The 16112-nt window shown below is 36.0% G+C and carries 19 protein-coding genes and 1 rRNA gene; 19 read left to right on the forward strand and 1 reads right to left on the reverse strand.

Annotated elements, in window-relative coordinates; all coding sequences use genetic code 11:
- The 10 genes from rrf to rsmI form a co-directional block, all read left to right on the forward strand.
- Window positions 1–109 (forward strand): 5S ribosomal RNA (gene rrf, locus C568_RS0124975); the annotation flags it as partial.
- Between the two features lie 264 nt (window positions 110–373).
- Window positions 374–553: a sigma factor G inhibitor Gin gene (locus C568_RS33665; RefSeq protein ID WP_029427743.1), complete on the forward strand. Its 180-nt coding sequence runs from the start codon at window positions 374–376 to the stop codon at window positions 551–553.
- Between the two features lie 82 nt (window positions 554–635).
- The gene (locus C568_RS0124985; protein ID WP_018783057.1) at window positions 636–2054 is read left to right on the forward strand and encodes an aminotransferase class I/II-fold pyridoxal phosphate-dependent enzyme; all 1419 of its coding nucleotides are present in this window, start codon (window positions 636–638) and stop codon (window positions 2052–2054) included.
- A gap of 8 nt (window positions 2055–2062) precedes the next feature.
- Window positions 2063–2689 (forward strand): dTMP kinase, encoded by a 627-nt coding sequence (tmk, locus tag C568_RS0124990; RefSeq protein ID WP_003194196.1) that lies wholly within the window; start codon window positions 2063–2065, stop codon window positions 2687–2689.
- A gap of 35 nt (window positions 2690–2724) precedes the next feature.
- Complete coding sequence (gene holB, locus C568_RS0124995; protein ID WP_018783058.1) at window positions 2725–3708, forward strand: DNA polymerase III subunit delta'; 984 nt, start codon at window positions 2725–2727, stop codon at window positions 3706–3708.
- Window positions 3709–3713: 5 nt separating this feature from the next.
- Entirely contained in the window at window positions 3714–4541 is an 828-nt protein-coding gene (locus C568_RS0125000) for a PSP1 domain-containing protein (protein WP_003194202.1), read from the forward strand.
- 14 nt (window positions 4542–4555) lie between these two features.
- Window positions 4556–4906 (forward strand): DNA replication initiation control protein YabA, encoded by a 351-nt coding sequence (gene yabA / locus C568_RS0125005; RefSeq protein WP_016116893.1) that lies wholly within the window; start codon window positions 4556–4558, stop codon window positions 4904–4906.
- A 120-nt stretch (window positions 4907–5026) separates the two neighbouring features.
- The gene (locus C568_RS0125010; protein ID WP_006093070.1) at window positions 5027–5767 is read left to right on the forward strand and encodes a tRNA1(Val) (adenine(37)-N6)-methyltransferase; all 741 of its coding nucleotides are present in this window, start codon (window positions 5027–5029) and stop codon (window positions 5765–5767) included.
- Window positions 5754–6044, forward strand: a complete 291-nt coding sequence (locus C568_RS0125015; RefSeq protein WP_018783059.1) for a GIY-YIG nuclease family protein — start codon at window positions 5754–5756, stop codon at window positions 6042–6044. Before C568_RS0125010 ends, C568_RS0125015 begins: the two co-directional genes overlap by 14 nt.
- Window positions 6013–6888, forward strand: coding sequence for a 16S rRNA (cytidine(1402)-2'-O)-methyltransferase (gene rsmI / locus C568_RS0125020; protein WP_018783060.1), 876 nt, complete (start codon window positions 6013–6015; stop codon window positions 6886–6888). Before C568_RS0125015 ends, rsmI begins: the two co-directional genes overlap by 32 nt.
- A gap of 20 nt (window positions 6889–6908) precedes the next feature.
- On the opposite strand, the gene C568_RS0125025 is transcribed toward rsmI, so the two are convergent.
- The gene (locus C568_RS0125025) at window positions 6909–7193 is read right to left on the reverse strand and encodes an AbrB/MazE/SpoVT family DNA-binding domain-containing protein (protein WP_003194210.1); all 285 of its coding nucleotides are present in this window, start codon (window positions 7191–7193) and stop codon (window positions 6909–6911) included.
- A gap of 363 nt (window positions 7194–7556) precedes the next feature.
- On the opposite strand from C568_RS0125025, the gene metG reads away from it, so the two are divergent.
- The 9 genes from metG (at window position 7557) to purR (ending at window position 16086) form a co-directional block, all read left to right on the forward strand.
- Window positions 7557–9539, forward strand: a complete 1983-nt coding sequence (gene metG, locus C568_RS0125030) for a methionine--tRNA ligase (RefSeq protein WP_018783061.1) — start codon at window positions 7557–7559, stop codon at window positions 9537–9539.
- A gap of 177 nt (window positions 9540–9716) precedes the next feature.
- Complete coding sequence (locus C568_RS0125035; RefSeq protein ID WP_018783062.1) at window positions 9717–10484, forward strand: TatD family hydrolase; 768 nt, start codon at window positions 9717–9719, stop codon at window positions 10482–10484.
- 283 nt (window positions 10485–10767) lie between these two features.
- Entirely contained in the window at window positions 10768–11325 is a 558-nt protein-coding gene (gene rnmV, locus C568_RS0125040; protein ID WP_018767333.1) for a ribonuclease M5, read from the forward strand.
- Complete coding sequence (gene rsmA / locus C568_RS0125045; RefSeq protein ID WP_018783063.1) at window positions 11322–12203, forward strand: 16S rRNA (adenine(1518)-N(6)/adenine(1519)-N(6))-dimethyltransferase RsmA; 882 nt, start codon at window positions 11322–11324, stop codon at window positions 12201–12203. The genes rnmV and rsmA overlap by 4 nt, the downstream gene beginning before the upstream one ends.
- 239 nt (window positions 12204–12442) lie before the next feature.
- Window positions 12443–13306 carry a sporulation peptidase YabG gene (gene yabG, locus C568_RS0125050; RefSeq protein WP_003205440.1) on the forward strand — a complete coding sequence of 288 codons (864 nt, stop codon included), beginning with the start codon at window positions 12443–12445 and terminating at the stop codon, window positions 13304–13306.
- A gap of 277 nt (window positions 13307–13583) precedes the next feature.
- A complete protein-coding gene (gene veg / locus C568_RS0125055; protein WP_018767332.1) occupies window positions 13584–13847 on the forward strand; it encodes a biofilm formation stimulator Veg in 264 nt (87 codons plus the stop codon).
- Between the two features lie 90 nt (window positions 13848–13937).
- Complete coding sequence (gene sspF, locus C568_RS0125060) at window positions 13938–14117, forward strand: acid-soluble spore protein SspF (RefSeq protein ID WP_016116903.1); 180 nt, start codon at window positions 13938–13940, stop codon at window positions 14115–14117.
- A gap of 196 nt (window positions 14118–14313) precedes the next feature.
- Entirely contained in the window at window positions 14314–15183 is an 870-nt protein-coding gene (gene ispE / locus C568_RS0125065; protein ID WP_018767331.1) for a 4-(cytidine 5'-diphospho)-2-C-methyl-D-erythritol kinase, read from the forward strand.
- Window positions 15184–15237: 54 nt separating this feature from the next.
- Window positions 15238–16086, forward strand: coding sequence for a pur operon repressor (purR, locus tag C568_RS0125070; RefSeq protein ID WP_018783064.1), 849 nt, complete (start codon window positions 15238–15240; stop codon window positions 16084–16086).
- Window positions 16087–16112 lie beyond the last annotated feature (26 nt).

Consider the following 16112-nt stretch of genomic DNA (forward strand, 5'->3'; position numbering starts at 1 on the left):
ATGATGGCAGAGAGGTCACACCCGTTCCCATACCGAACACGGAAGTTAAGCTCTCTAGCGCCGATGGTAGTTGGGACCTTGTCCCTGTGAGAGTAGGACGTCGCCAAGCAATTAAAGCACGAGTCATTTGACTCGTGCTTTTTTATATTTTCAGGTGAAAAGATAAAAAAGTACTGTGGAAGAAAGTTTAATTTCATCATGTGTGTGACAAACACACTGCCCAAATAGGATTCATATCATACATATATAACGAAACGATGTATATTTTCCGGAAAAGTGTCAAGGAATAGAGGTAAGTATATTTTAATTCAAAATAGAGGGGAGGAATATCCTACATCGTTTTCATTTAGAGAAAAATGATTAGGATAAAGATATGAAAATAAAACATGAGGTTTGCATTGTATGTGGGAATAGGAAAGATGATGGTATACATGTACACACAAGTTTTATATGTGATGCTTGTGAACGGGATATGGTAGAAACTGAAACGAATGATCCTAAATATATATACTATTTAGAACAACTGCGAAAGATCCAAATATTATATTCATAAATAGGCGCACATGCCTATTATTTTTTTTGCCCTAATATCTCTGTATAATAGATAGAGAATGAAAAGTAAGGAAGAGATAAACATGAATCAAAATCGAATACCATTATATGAGACGTTACTCCAGTTTAAAAATAAAAAGCCTTTATCTTTACATGTTCCAGGACATAAAAATGGTTTGAATTTTCCGGAGCAGGCACAAGCAGGTTTTAGTGATGTGCTTTCTATTGATGTAACGGAATTAACAGGATTAGATGATTTGCATAGTCCGTTTGAATGTATAGATGAAGCACAGCAATTATTGGCTGATGTATATAATGTAAAAAAGAGTTATTTTTTAATTAATGGTTCTACAGTTGGAAATTTGGCAATGATTTTATCATGCTGCAAGGAGCATGATATTGTTCTTGTACAAAGAAATTGCCACAAGTCTATTATTAATGGCTTGAAGTTAGCTGGAGCGAATCCAGTATTTTTAGAGCCTTGGATTGATGAATTGTATGGCATACCAGTTGGAGTTGAGCATGAGGTCATTAAGGGAGCTATTGAACGATATCCAGAAGCAAAGGCATTGATTTTAACACATCCCAATTATTATGGTATGGGAGTTGACCTAAAGAAAAGTATTATGTGCGCACACGCACATAAAATTCCTGTTTTAGTAGATGAGGCACATGGAGCTCATTTTTGTATAGGAGAGCCATTTCCTAAGTCAGCATTAGAATACGGTGCTGATATAGTTGCACACTCAGCGCATAAAACATTACCCGCTATGACTATGGGGTCTTATTTACATATCAATAGTAATTTAGTGCATGAAGAAAAAGTTTCTTCTTATTTAAATATGTTACAATCTAGCAGTCCGTCTTATCCGATTATGGCTTCATTAGATGTGGCTCGCTTTACATTAGCAAATATGAAGGAGAAGGGCTGTCATAAAATCGTGGAGTTTGTGAGGCGATTTAGGGAGGAATTGCAGGGGATTCCACAAATTGCTGTTTTACAGTATCCTTTGCAGGATGAGTTAAAAGTTACGGTACAAACACGCTGTGAGCTGTCTGGCTATGAATTACAATCTATATTTGAAAAGATAGGTATATACGCAGAAATGGCAGATCCATATAATGTTCTATTTATTTTACCATTACAAGTGAATGAGCAGTATATGAAGGCCATAGAAGTAATACGGTCAGCATTACGTAATTATACGGTAACAGACAAGATACCATCTATTCGGTATACTTACAGAGAGGGATTCTCTTCTTTACCATTTACTTATAAGCAATTAGGAAAGTATAAGAAAAAAATTGTACCTTTACAAGAAGCTGCGGGGATGATTGCAGCGGATATGGTTATTCCGTATCCACCGGGTATTCCATTACTGATGTATGGAGAAGAAATTACGACAGAACACATCGAACAAATTTCTTATTTAGAAGAAACGGGTGCTCGTTTTCAAGGGAATGTAAAATATATGAATGTGTATGATATAGGAAGAAAGTAGGTTTTAGGATGAAGGGATTATTTGTAACAATTGAAGGACCAGAGGGTTCAGGTAAATCGACATTAATTACAAAGTTATTACCGTACTTTGAAAAGAAAGAACAAAAAGTCATAGCAACGCGAGAACCAGGTGGTATAGCGATTTCAGAAGAGATCCGAGCAATCTTACATAACCAAGAGTATACGATGATGGAAGCACGTACGGAGGCATTATTATATGCTGCAGCACGCAGACAACATTTAGTAGAAAAAGTTATGCCAGCTTTGGAGAAAAACTATCTTGTATTATGTGATCGCTTTATTGACAGCTCTCTTGCTTATCAAGGTTATGCAAGAGGTCTAGGGATTGATAAGGTATTTGAAATTAATCGGTTTGCAACTGAAGATTGTATGCCTAATTTGACAATCTATCTAGATATTGAACCTGAAGCAGGCTTAGCTCGCATCGAAAAGGATGCTAATCGTGAAGTGAATCGTTTAGATATGGAAAGTATTGAATTTCATAAGTGTGTACGTGATGGTTATTTACAGGTTGTAGATCGCTTCTTAGATCGCATAGTCGTTGTGAACGCAGATCAGCCAATAGAAAAGATTGTGGAAGAAGTTATTCAGCTTATAGAAGATAAATTGTTATAATAGAAGGAAAGTATAAAACAAGTGAGGTATGCATTATGACGAGGACGTGGGAGCAGCTTTCTGCTATACAGCCCATTGGTGTAAAGATGTTGATGAATAGTATTGCAAAAGGGCGTATATCCCACGCTTATTTGTTAGAAGGTGCAAAAGGAACTGGAAAATATGAAACGGCAATTCAAATGGCAAAAAGTTTTCTTTGTAAACAAAGAAACGGTGTGGAGCCGTGTCATACATGTACGAATTGCCGCCGGATTGATTCGGGTAACCATCCTAATTTACATATTGTAAGACCAGATGGGTTATCTATTAAAAAACAACAAATTCATGATTTACAGGAAGAGTTTTCAAAAACGGGTTTAGAGGCAAATAAAAAGGTATATATTATTGAGCATGCAGATCGAATGACAGCAAATGCTGCTAATACCTTATTAAAATTTTTAGAAGAACCAAGCAGCAATACAACAGCTATTTTACTTACTGAACAAAGTCATCAAATTTTAAATACTATTTTATCTCGTTGCCAAGTTGTGACATTTAGACCTTTGTCTACAGAATCTTTAATTGAGAGACTGCAGGGGGATGGAATTGCAGTTTCTTTATCTACCCTTGCTGCACAGCTTACGAATAGTTTTGAGGAAGCGTTATTACTGTGTAATGATGAATGGTTTGCACAAGCACGAGCTTTAGTGATAAAATTATGTGAAGCGCTCGAAAAAGATACAACCTCTCTTTTTTTTGTACAAGAAAAGTGGGGGAAACACTTTGGAGAGAAGGAACAATTACAACAAGGTTTAGATATTTTACTCCTTATTTATAGGGATTTATTATATGTTCAATTAGGAGAGGAAGATCGTCTTGTCTTTCAAGATCAAAAGGAGATGTTTCATTCTTTCTCTTACGCTCAGAAGCGCATTGTATCAGCTCTTTTTAATATATTAGAAGCAAAAAATAGAATCAACGCTAATGTAAATGCGCAGCTTGTGTTCGAACAGTTAGTGTTGCGGTTGCAGGAGGGATGACCGTTTTGTATGATGTAGTAGGTGTTCGCTTTAAGAAGGCCGGAAAAGTGTATTACTTTGACCCGAATCAATTCGATATCTCGGAAAATGAATTTGTGATCGTGGAAACTGTACGAGGTATTGAATATGGGAAAGTAGTTATTACAAAAAAGCAAGTTGATGAAAATGATGTGGTACTACCGCTAAAGAAAGTCATTCGCATTGCAAATGAAAATGATCGGACAATTGTTGAAGAGAACAAACATGCTGCAAAAGAAGCATATCAAGTTTGTCAACAAAAGGTAGGGGAACATAAACTTGATATGAAGCTTGTAGACGTAGAATATACGTTTGATCGTAATAAGATTATTTTCTATTTTACAGCGGATGGTCGTATTGACTTTCGTGAACTTGTAAAAGACTTAGCTGCAATTTTTCGGACAAGAATTGAGCTAAGACAAATTGGTGTTCGCGATGAAGCAAAAATGCTTGGTGGTATTGGTCCATGCGGCCGTATGCTTTGTTGTTCTACATTTTTAGGTGATTTTGAACCTGTATCCATTAAAATGGCAAAGGATCAAAATTTATCATTAAATCCTGCGAAAATTTCTGGCTTATGTGGCCGATTAATGTGTTGCTTAAAATATGAGAATGACGAGTATGAAGCGGCAAAAGAGCAACTTCCTGATTTAGATCAACGTATACAAACACCGCATGGTCTTGGACGCGTTATCGGATTAAATATTTTAGAAAGATTAATTCAAGTGGAATTAGTAGACAAGGAACGGATAGTAGAATATACGTTAGATGAATTAATTAATGAAGGGGTCGTTTCGAGTCAAACCACAGATTAATGAGGTGGGTGCTTGTGGAGAAAAAGGATATTTTTGCAGCGGTTTCCAGTATGGAAGAGCAAATTGGACATTTATATAAGCAGTTGGGAGAATTAAAGCAACATCTTGCAGAGTTACTTGAAGAAAACCAACATATTAAAATGGAAAATGAAAATTTGCGACGTCGTTTTGAAGAAATACAGAATAAGGAAAAACAAAAAACTCAAAAACGAAAAGAAATGAAGCCTAAAACGGATATTGGTGAAGGCTACGATAACCTAGCACGCCTATATCAAGAAGGTTTCCATATCTGTAATTTACATTATGGAAGTGTACGTAAAGAAGGGGATTGTTTATTCTGTCTGTCATTTTTAAATAAAAAATGAAATTACCTTTCCAATATATTGGAAAGGTAATTTTTTATACATGAGAGTAAAGATAAGATGAAATAGGTCTTAGTTTTACGTTCAAATAGGGTAGGTTAAGTATAAGAAAGGAAATCGTATATGCACTTATATGAAGATGAACGTTTAGATTATTTACTAGCGGAAGAAATGAAAATTATTCAAAGTCCATCTGTGTTTAATTTTTCTTTAGACGCAGTGTTACTTGCGAATTTTGCATGGGTTCCGATTCAAAAGGGAAATTTGCTTGATTTATGTACAGGAAATGCTGTTATTCCGCTTTTGTTAAGCACGAGAACGAAAGGGAATATTACAGGGGTAGAAATTCAAGAACGCTTGTATGATATGGGAGTAAGAAGCATCCAGTATAACAAGTTAGAAGAAAGAATCCAGTTAATTCATGGAGACTTAAAGGATATGCCAGAGCAGCTTGGGCGTCATCAATACGATGTTGTAACATGTAATCCGCCGTATTTTCAAACGCCAAAGGCATCTGAGAAAAACATTAACGAGCATTTAGCTATAGCTCGTCATGAAATTATGTGTACATTAGAGGATGTCGTATATGCTAGCAGTCAGCTTGTAAAGCAAGGTGGTAAGGTAGCATTTGTTCATCGTCCAGGTCGATTACTTGATATTGTAACACTAATGAGAAAGTATAAGATTGAACCAAAACGTGTGCAGTTTGTATATCCAAAGGCGGGTAAAGAAGCAAATACGCTACTAATAGAAGGAATTAAAGATGGAAATGCAGATTTGAAAATTTTGCCACCCCTTTTTGTATATGAGGAAAATAATGAGTATACAAAGGAGCTTCGTTCAATCTTATATGGAGAAGAATAAACATTATTTTTATGTAGTAGAATGTTCAGATAGGAGTTATTATGCAGGGTATACAAATAATTTAGAGAAACGAATTCAAACTCATAATAGTGGGAAGGGAGCACGTTATACTCGTGCTAGGCTTCCTGTTGTTTTAAAATACGTAGAGGTTCATGAAGATAAAACGACAGCGATGCAAGCTGAATATCATTTTAAACAGTTAAAGCGAAAAGAAAAAGAAGAATATATGCAAAAAGGAGAACGTTATGTGGCAGCAAAAAAGTTTTCAAGCAAATGAAAAGGGAGCCTTATATTTAGTTCCAACGCCGATTGGTAATTTAGAAGATATGACGTTTCGTTCGATTCGGATATTGAAAGAGGCTGATATCATTGCTGCTGAAGATACGCGGCAGACGAAAAAGCTTTGTAACTACTTTGAAATTGAAACACCAGTTATGAGTTATCATGAGCATAATAAGGAAGTAAGTGGACAGAAAATTTTAGATAAGCTAGAAGATGGAAAAACAGTAGCTCTTGTAAGTGATGCAGGTATGCCTTGTATTTCTGATCCAGGCTACGATATTGTTGTAGAAGCTGTAGAGAAACAATATCATGTTATTCCACTTCCAGGGGCAAATGCTGCTCTTACAGCGCTAATTGCATCAGGGTTAGAAACGAGACATTTTTATTTTTACGGATTTTTGCACAGAAATAAAAAAGAACGTAAGGCGGAATTAGAAAAGCTTCGTTATGTTCCAACTACGATGATGTTCTATGAAGCGCCGCATCGGTTAGATGATACATTAATTTCTATGAAAGAAGTACTTGGAAATAGAGAAATTGTATTGTGCCGAGAACTAACGAAAAAATTCGAAGAATTTATTCGTGGTTCGGTAGAAGAAGCGATTGAATGGACAAAGCAAAATGAGGTTCGTGGTGAATTTTGTATATTAGTATCCGGGTCAAAGGAGGAAGCTGCTCCAGAGGAACAGTGGTGGGAAGCTATATCAGTATACGATCATATCGAACACTACATAAACGAGCAAGGAATGTCTTCAAAGGATGCAATTAAAAAGGTGGCCAAAGATCGAGATTTGTCGAAACGAGACGTCTATCAAATCTATCATGTTGATAAAAAATAAGCTTCTCATAATTGAGAAGCTTATTTTACTGCTTGAATATATTGTTGAAGTTCGTTTAAGATCTGTTCAGCGCCTTCTTTGCTTAAGATAATTTTACCTTCGGCTAAAGAAAGGTTACCATCAGACACTTCACCAGTTACTTGGCAAGTCATGTTAGGCTTATATTTTTTTAGGATGATTTTTTCGTCATCAACGTAAATTTCAAGAGCATCCTTTTCAGCAATACCTAATGTACGACGTAATTCAATCGGAATTACAACACGGCCTAATTCATCAACTTTACGAACGATACCAGTAGATTTCATATTCGTTATCCTCCTCATATTCTGTAAGTTTGCGAGTCTATATTTTAATTCGTCATTTTTCGACAAAATACCCTATGAACATATGATACCAATCATTTACATTTCCGTCAATTCATAAATTTTATATTTTATGAAAGAATTGTAGATTTTTATACTTCTTATATATAATAGAAAATGAAAGAATTACACAAGTATTTTACTGTATTTTTAAATTTTATCAATATTTCAGATAAATCACTGTATATTTTTTTTGAATATGAGTAATAGATGATAAAGATAATCGAGCATTAATTCGTTTTTATGCGTCAGTTTTTGATATACTGTTTATAAATACATATGAGGTCATTTGGGAGGTTCAAAACAATGACAGAGGAAAATAAGACCTTTTATATCACTACTCCAATTTATTATCCAAGCGGAAAGCTTCATATTGGACATGCTTATACAACGGTAGCAGGAGATGCAATGGCACGCTACAAGCGCATGCAAGGATATGATGTTCATTATTTAACAGGTACTGATGAGCATGGACAAAAGATTCAAAAGAAAGCAGAAGAACTACAAGTTACACCACAAGCATATGTTGATAACATTGTAGCAGGAATTAAAGAATTGTGGGAGAAAATGGACATTTCTTACGATGACTTTATTCGGACAACCGAAGATCGTCATAAAGAAGTTGTTGAAAAGATTTTTAAACAACTTGTTGATCAAGGTGATATTTATCTTGATGAATATGAAGGATGGTATTCTGTACAGGATGAAACATTCTACACAGAACATCAACTTGTTGATCCGATTATGGAAGGCGATAAAGTAGTCGGAGGAAAAAGTCCAGATAGTGGCCATGCTGTAGAACTTGTTCGCGAAGAATCTTACTTCTTTAGAATGGGTAAATATGTAGATCGACTACTACAATTTTATGAAGAAAATCCACACTTCATTCAACCTGAATCTCGTAAAAATGAAATGATTAATAACTTCATTAAACCAGGTCTAGAAGATTTAGCAGTTTCTCGTACTTCTTTTGACTGGGGAATTCGTGTGCCAGGTAACCCCAAACACGTTATTTACGTATGGGTAGATGCATTATCTAATTACATTACAGCACTAGGATATGGAACAGATAATGAAGAGAAATATAAAAAGTATTGGCCAGCAGATGTTCACTTAGTAGGAAAAGAAATTGTTCGTTTCCATACAATTTATTGGCCGATTATTTTAATGGCACTAGATTTACCACTGCCGAAAAAGGTATTTGCTCATGGTTGGATCTTAATGAAAGACGGAAAAATGAGTAAATCAAAAGGTAATGTAGTTGATCCAGTTACGTTAATTGATCGTTATGGATTGGATGCACTGCGTTACTATTTACTTCGTGAGGTTCCATTTGGATCAGACGGTGTATTTACGCCAGAAGGTTTTGTTGAGCGAATTAATTTTGACCTTGCAAATGACTTAGGAAACTTATTAAATCGTACAGTAGCGATGATTGATAAGTACTTTAATGGAGAAATTCCTGCTTTTAAAGAAAATGTAACTGAGTTTGATGAAACATTAGTAACGTTTGCACAGGATACATTGAAAAAAGTAGAAGAAGCAATGGAAAACATGGAGTTTTCAGTAGCATTGAGTTCTATTTGGCAACTGGTTAGCCGTACTAATAAATATATTGATGAAACACAACCTTGGGTATTAGCGAAAGATGAGAATGATCGTGATAAGCTTGCGTCCGTAATGGCACACCTTGCAGAAATGCTTCGCCAAATGGGTATTATGCTTATGCCATTCTTGACAGCAACACCAAGTAAAATCTTTACACAACTTGGCCTTACTGATGAAGCTTATCAATCTTGGGATAGCCTTTCTACGATTGGTTGTGTTCCAGCTAGCACGAAGGTAGTCAAAGGACAACCAATTTTCCCACGCTTAGAGGTAGAAGTTGAAGTTGAATATATCAAAGAACAAATGAAAGGTTCTGCTCCTAAAATAGAAGAGAAAAAGGAAGAGGAACCGAAGGCAGAAGAAATTACAATTGATGATTTCTTTAAAGTTGAATTGCGTGTGGCGGAAGTAATAGAAGCAGAGCCTGTAAAAAAAGCAGACAAACTGTTAAAGATTCAACTTGATTTAGGCACAGAAAAGCGACAAGTTGTTTCTGGAATTGCTAAATTTTACACACCAGAAGAATTAAAAGGGAAAAAAGTTATTTGTGTAACAAATTTAAAACCAGTGAAATTACGTGGTGAATTATCACAAGGTATGATTTTAGCAGGCGAAGAAAATGGAGTATTGTCTTTAGCAACAATTGATCAAAATTTATCAAATGGTACAAAAATCAAGTAATCTTGACAAAATAAGAGATGTTTCACGTGTAACATTCGTGGAGCATCTTTTTTTCTTGTCAGGAATCTTTTTAAAAATTCCTTTTTTGTATTAAGATTGTACTATTGTTATTACGTTTTTAGGGAAGAGATTTTTTACTATGATAGAATTTATTTCAAATAAAAGGAGTTATTTGTTATGTTGTTTGATACACATTCACATTTAAATGCAGAGCAATTTGAAGAAGATTTACAGGAAGTTATTGCAAGAATGAAAGAAGCTAGGGTTTCGTATACAGTTGTTGTTGGTTTTGATGAGGTAACAATAAAAAAAGCAATTGAGCTCGCAGAAACATATGACTTTATTTATGCAGCGGTTGGTTGGCATCCCGTTGATGCCATTGATATGACGGAAGGACATTTAGTTTGGTTAGAAGAGTTAGCTGCACACCCAAAAGTAGTTGCTCTTGGTGAAATGGGGTTGGACTATCATTGGGATAAGTCTCCGAAGGAAGTACAGAAAGAAGTATTTCGTAAACAAATTCAGTTAGCAAAGAAAGTGAATTTGCCTATTATTATACATAACCGTGATGCAACGCAAGATATTGTAGATATTCTAGAAGAAGAAAATGCAGCTGAAGTAGGCGGCATTATGCATTGCTTTAGTGGCAGTGTAGAGGTGGCAAAACAATGTATTGATATGAATTTTTTAATTTCATTGGGTGGGCCAGTAACTTTCAAAAATGCAAAGAAACCGAAAGAAGTTGCAATGGAAATTCCAATGGAAAAGCTGCTAATAGAAACGGATTGTCCATACTTAACGCCACATCCATTTCGTGGTAAACGAAATGAGCCAAGTTATGTGAAACTTGTGGCAGAAGAAATTGCTAACTTAAAAGGTATTTCATACGAAGAGGTCGCAAAGGTAACTACAGAAAATGCAAAAGCTTTATTTGGTGTTGAATAAGAAAGAATGGTGAATTCCATTCTTTTTCTTTTATCCTGCCTCTATTGTTACCTCCCAATGAAGAGCACCAACAATACCCAGAAGGCAATACAAGCTAGCTAACTAACTAACGGATATATTTGTAGGGAAGAAAACAAGTGAGGTTAAAGTGTTACAATAAGAAGAGTAGGCAGAGGATTTTTTCTCCTCTGCTTTTTAAATTGTATCAGTGGGAAAATAATAATGGAAAAGTATTCGTTTTTTTGTTTTACTAAGTAGAGACGAAATCAGTGTGGAGGCAGTCATGAAAATTAAAGAGATTATCGTTGTAGAAGGTAAAGATGATACAGTTGCAATTAAGCGTGCTGTTGATGCAGATACAATTGAAACGAACGGTTCAGCAATCGGCGAACATGTCATTGAGCAAGTAAAATTGGCACAGCAAAAACGAGGCGTTATTATTTTGACGGATCCTGATTACCCGGGAGAGCGTATTCGGAAAATTATTTCTGAGAAGGTTCCGGGTTGTAAGCATGCTTTCTTACCGAAAGAAGAGGCACTTGCCAAGAGAAAAAAAGGAGTCGGAATTGAACATGCTTCCAATGAATCCATTCGCCGTGCTTTAGAAAATGTTCACGAAGAAATGGAAGCCTATACGAGCGAAATTAGTTGGAGTGACTTAGTAGATGCTGGACTAGTAGGCGGAGAACAGGCAAAAAGTCGTAGAGAAAAAATGGGTAAACTATTAAAGATTGGTTATACAAATGCGAAGCAGCTACATAAACGTTTACAAATGTTTCAAGTTTCAAAAGAAGCATTTGCGGAAGCATATAAACAAGTATTACAGGAGGAAAAGAAATGAAGGATATCGCAACACCGAATCGTACGAAAGATATTGTTGAAAAGTACGGGTTTTCATTCAAAAAGAGTTTAGGTCAAAATTTCTTAATTGATACAAACGTATTAAATCGTATTGTGGATTATGCAGAAATCGGCCCAGAGAGCGGAGCAATTGAAATTGGTCCTGGTATTGGAGCGTTAACGGAGCAGTTAGCAAAACGTGCTAAGAAAGTAGTCGCTTTTGAAATCGATCAACGACTATTACCAATTCTAGATGAAACATTAGCTCCTTACAGCAACGTAACTGTAATTAATAAAGATATTTTAAAAGCAGATGTACATGAAGTATTCGGAGAGCAGTTCGAAAAAGGGCAAGAGGTAATGGTAGTAGCAAATTTACCATACTATGTTACAACACCAATTTTGTTTAAATTGCTAGAAGAACAATTACCAGTTCGTGGGTTTGTTGTTATGATGCAAAAAGAAGTGGGAGATCGCTTAGCGGCTAAACCAGGAACGAAAGACTACGGTTCTCTATCTATTGCAATTCAATATTATACGGAGGTAGAAACAGTTATGACTGTTCCGCGCACCGTATTTGTCCCACAACCAAATGTAGATTCCGCAGTTATTCGTCTTTTAAAACGTCCAAAACCAATTGTTGAAGTGAAAGATGAGAAGTTTTTCTTCGAAGTAGTACGAGCAAGCTTTGCACAACGTCGTAAAACGTTGATGAATAACTTATCAAATAATCTAAATGGTTTCCCGAAAGATAAAGAGTTATTAGATCGTATTTTAACGGAAGTAGGCATTGATCCAAAGCGAAGAGGCGAAACATTATCAATCGAAGAATTTGCAGCACTGAGTAATGCATTAGTCTCTCATAAAGTGAAACCTTAATCCCCCACTGATTATTAGTTGAACCAATCGGGCTTTTATGGGCAGTTAATCCCCCACCTAACTTCTTTACTTTCGCTGAATTTTGAGGTGGGGATCTTACTGGTCGCAAATAGCGGGATAAACAATAAAAGGACAGCTCAATTCGAGCTGTCCTTTTTGTCACCCTTTTCACTCTAAATTCATACGTTAAAAACAGAACATGGTTAGTGAGATGGCCTAATGAATTTGGAGGTAGGATAATGGCTGTACATGTTGGAGATTTAGTGGAACGACAGTCTTATAACCGAGACATTCTTTTTCGCATTACAGAAATAAAAGGTGAAATTGCAATATTATTTGGAGAAGAAGTCAGACTTGTGGCAGATGCACCGCTTGAAGATTTAATTAGCATTGATCAGAGAGAGTATAAGAAAAGGGAAAAGCGTGAGAAGGAAACGATGGAGCGAACATATCGCCTGTTTCAACAAGACTATGTTTTGATGAAGCAACGTCACGAGCATAATTCTACAGGAGGATATACGAGTGAAGTCAATTATTTTCAAATGCCAGGTAGGGTTTTGCATATAGATGGAGACCCATTATATTTACGGAAATGTTTAGATTTATATACAAAGATAGGTGTTCCAGTTCAAGGGGTACATTGTAAAGAAACAGAAATGCATGAAAAGGTAGTTGATTTAATCGATCATTTTCGTCCAGACATTTTGGTCATTACAGGTCATGATGCATATACAAAATCTAAAGGAGTTATGGGAGACTTAGCAGCTTATCGTCATTCTCGGCACTTTGTACAGGCCGTTCGGGAAGTACGAAAAAAATACCCTTCTTTAGATCAACTTGTTATTTTTGCAGGGGCATGTCAGTCCCATTTTGAAGCATTAATTCGAGCTGGTGCTAATTTTGCTAGTTCACCATCGCGTATTAATATTCATGCATTGGATCCAGTATATGTAGTGGGGAAGATTAGTTTTACTTCATTTATGGAACGCGTAAATGTATGGGATGTTGTTCGAAATACTATTACTGGGCAAAAAGGCCTTGGTGGTATTGAGACCCGAGGACTTTTACGAACAGGATTACCTTTTCAATATTATGAAGAGTAAGCAAGGTATATATGTACCTTGTTTTTCTTATGGGAAAAGTATCAGTTTGTTTGGTGAAAGATGTACCATAAACAAGGATTTGTAGGTGCTTGGATAAAAAAAGGTAAGAACGTACAGACTATACAATAATACTTTTACAATATAGTAATTCTTCTATCTATTCGAACGCATTAGGTTCTTGCGAAGATATTGCTTGTTATGTATAGGCAATGATTGGGATAGATATATCATGTATTTATGTATTCACTCTAAATTACAGCGAGGTGTAGCAAAGTATATGTCAAAACGTTTAGATGAAATTAAAAGTGAATTAGATCATCATCTTGGGAAGCGCCTTATGTTAAAGGCGAATAGTGGAAGAAGAAAAACAGTGGAACAATCAGGCGTACTAGCAGAAACTTATCGTTCTGTTTTTGTTGTACAGTTAGATCAACAAGAAGATACATTGCAGCGTGTTTCCTATAGCTATGCAGATGTTTTAACAGAAACGGTAGAATTAACGTTTTATGATGATCCTCAGAACGAGGTTATTTTAGGGTAATTGTCTAATTTGTTACATATATTCCCATAAATAAAAAAGACATTTTTTTGCATACTAATTATACCGTAGCAAAATAAGGAGGGACCTGCATTGAGTAGACGAAGAGGAGTCATGTCAAATCAGTTTAAAGAAGAGCTTGCAAAAGAGCTTGGATTTTATGATGTTGTTCAGAAAGAAGGATGGGGCGGAATTCGTGCGAAAGATGCTGGTAATATGGTGAAACGTGCTATTGAAATTGCACAGCAGCAATTAATGAAACAAAACCAGTAGTTGCAAAATAACTTCTATGCTACGGTGGCCGAGGAGAAATTCCTCGGCTTTTTGCACGCCAAAAGGTATCATCATTTTGTATAAGTAGTTTCATTCTGAATGCTTTTCGTTATAATTAGGGAAGTGTCATCGTCTTACTATAAATTTATGGTAAAATAAACGATAAAAGATTGAGTACATAGAGTGGGTGAATAGATTGAAGCTACTAGTGAAAGCACCAGCAAAGATTAATCTGTCGTTAGATGTACTAGGGAAAAGACAAGACGGTTATCATGAAGTGAAAATGATTATGACAACAATCGATTTAGCAGATCGTTTAGAGTTAACGGAGTTATCAGAAGACCGTATTGAAATTGTATCCCATAATCGGTATGTCCCAGACGACCAGCGTAATTTAGCTTATCAAGCAGCGAAATTATTAAAAGAGAAATTTAAGGTAAAACAAGGTGTATCTATTGCTATTGAAAAAACAATTCCAGTAGCAGCAGGATTAGCAGGTGGAAGCAGTGATGCGGCTGCTACATTACGTGGTCTTAATAAGCTATGGAATTTAGGTCTTACAATAGGTGAATTAGCGGAACTTGGAGCAGAAATTGGGTCTGACGTATCCTTTTGTGTATATGGCGGAACAGCGATTGCGACAGGAAGAGGAGAAAAGGTTGAGCATATAAAGACACCCCCTTCTTGTTGGGTTATTTTAGCGAAGCCTCATATCGGTGTATCTACTGCTGACGTATATGGAAATTTACAATTAAATCGTGTTACACATCCAGACGTAGATAAAATGGTTGAAGTTATCAATCAAGGTGACTATAAAGGAATATGCAATGCAGTTGGAAATGTATTAGAAGATGTGACATTTGCGATGCATCCTGAAGTTGCACGTATTAAAGCACAGATGAAGCGCTTTGGCGCAGATGCAGTTTTAATGAGTGGCAGTGGTCCAACTGTGTTTGGGCTTGTGCATCATGATTCGCGTATGCACCGTATTTATAATGGTTTAAAAGGATTTTGTGAACAAGTATACGCAGTCCGTCTATTAGGGGAGCGAGAAACGCTTGAATAAAGACGTATAATAAGTTATGATTTGTTTAGAATATTCGTGATTTGGGGTGAGAATGTGAAAATTAGACGGAGTACAAGACTAGTTGATATGACTTACTATTTATTGCAAAATCCTCGTCAGTTAGTTTCTCTCACTTTTTTTGCTGAACGGTATCAATCAGCTAAGTCTTCCATTAGTGAAGATTTAGTTATTATTAAGCAAACGTTTGAACAACACGGGGTCGGCACATTGCAAACGATACCAGGGGCAGCAGGAGGAGTGAAATATATTCCATATATAAGTGAAGAGGAAGCAAATCTGATCATTAATGAGCTTTGTGGCTTATTTGAGAATCCAGATCGTCTTCTTCCAGGTGGATACTTATATATGACGGATCTTTTGAGTAATCCCCGCTATATCAACGGGGCAGGTCGCCTATTTGCTTCTGTATTTGCGAGGCAGCCGATTGATGCGGTTATGACGGTAGCAACAAAAGGAATTCCGCTTGCATATGCGGTAGCGAATTATTTAGATGTACCTGTGGTAATTGCAAGAAAAGATAATAAGGTAACAGAAGGACCAACAGTTAGTATTAACTATGTATCAGGTTCATCTAAGCGTATTCAAACAATGACTTTAGCAAAACGTAGTCTTCCGGAAGGTGCCAATGTTTTAATCGTTGATGATTTTATGAAGGCTGGAGGAACAATTCAAGGCATGATTAGCATGCTAGAAGAGTTTAATGCCAATGTTGTTGGAATCGGCGTATTAGTAGAATCGACAGATATTGAAGAAAGACTTATTAATAACTTTGTTTCTTTAATCCGCTTATCAGAAGTAGATATTAAAGAGAAAACAATTCAAGTGGAAAAAGGGAATTATTCACTTGTGCCATTTGACGAAGGGCTTGTAGAAGCTGAATAAAAAGGTAAAGCAGAAGCTTTATCTTT

The sequence above is a fragment of the Bacillus sp. 95MFCvi2.1 genome (genome assembly GCF_000374965.1).
In the GTDB taxonomy this organism is placed as follows: domain Bacteria; phylum Bacillota; class Bacilli; order Bacillales; family Bacillaceae_G; genus Bacillus_A; species Bacillus_A pseudomycoides.

What these genes read in the sequence shown, in the direction of transcription:
- C568_RS33665 (WP_029427743.1), top strand. Translation starts at nt 374, where the DNA reads ATGAAAATAAAACATGAGGTTTGCATTGTATGTGGGAATAGGAAAGAT.
- C568_RS0124985 (WP_018783057.1), top strand. Translation starts at nt 636, where the DNA reads ATGAATCAAAATCGAATACCATTATATGAGACGTTACTCCAGTTTAAA.
- tmk (WP_003194196.1), top strand. Translation starts at nt 2,063, where the DNA reads ATGAAGGGATTATTTGTAACAATTGAAGGACCAGAGGGTTCAGGTAAA.
- holB (WP_018783058.1), top strand. Translation starts at nt 2,725, where the DNA reads ATGACGAGGACGTGGGAGCAGCTTTCTGCTATACAGCCCATTGGTGTA.
- C568_RS0125010 (WP_006093070.1), top strand. Translation starts at nt 5,027, where the DNA reads ATGCACTTATATGAAGATGAACGTTTAGATTATTTACTAGCGGAAGAA.
- C568_RS0125015 (WP_018783059.1), top strand. Translation starts at nt 5,754, where the DNA reads ATGGAGAAGAATAAACATTATTTTTATGTAGTAGAATGTTCAGATAGG.
- rsmI (WP_018783060.1), top strand. Translation starts at nt 6,013, where the DNA reads ATGTGGCAGCAAAAAAGTTTTCAAGCAAATGAAAAGGGAGCCTTATAT.
- C568_RS0125025 (WP_003194210.1), bottom strand. Translation starts at nt 7,193, where the DNA reads ATGAAATCTACTGGTATCGTTCGTAAAGTTGATGAATTAGGCCGTGTT.
- metG (WP_018783061.1), top strand. Translation starts at nt 7,557, where the DNA reads ATGACAGAGGAAAATAAGACCTTTTATATCACTACTCCAATTTATTAT.
- C568_RS0125035 (WP_018783062.1), top strand. Translation starts at nt 9,717, where the DNA reads ATGTTGTTTGATACACATTCACATTTAAATGCAGAGCAATTTGAAGAA.
- rnmV (WP_018767333.1), top strand. Translation starts at nt 10,768, where the DNA reads ATGAAAATTAAAGAGATTATCGTTGTAGAAGGTAAAGATGATACAGTT.
- rsmA (WP_018783063.1), top strand. Translation starts at nt 11,322, where the DNA reads ATGAAGGATATCGCAACACCGAATCGTACGAAAGATATTGTTGAAAAG.
- yabG (WP_003205440.1), top strand. Translation starts at nt 12,443, where the DNA reads ATGGCTGTACATGTTGGAGATTTAGTGGAACGACAGTCTTATAACCGA.
- veg (WP_018767332.1), top strand. Translation starts at nt 13,584, where the DNA reads ATGTCAAAACGTTTAGATGAAATTAAAAGTGAATTAGATCATCATCTT.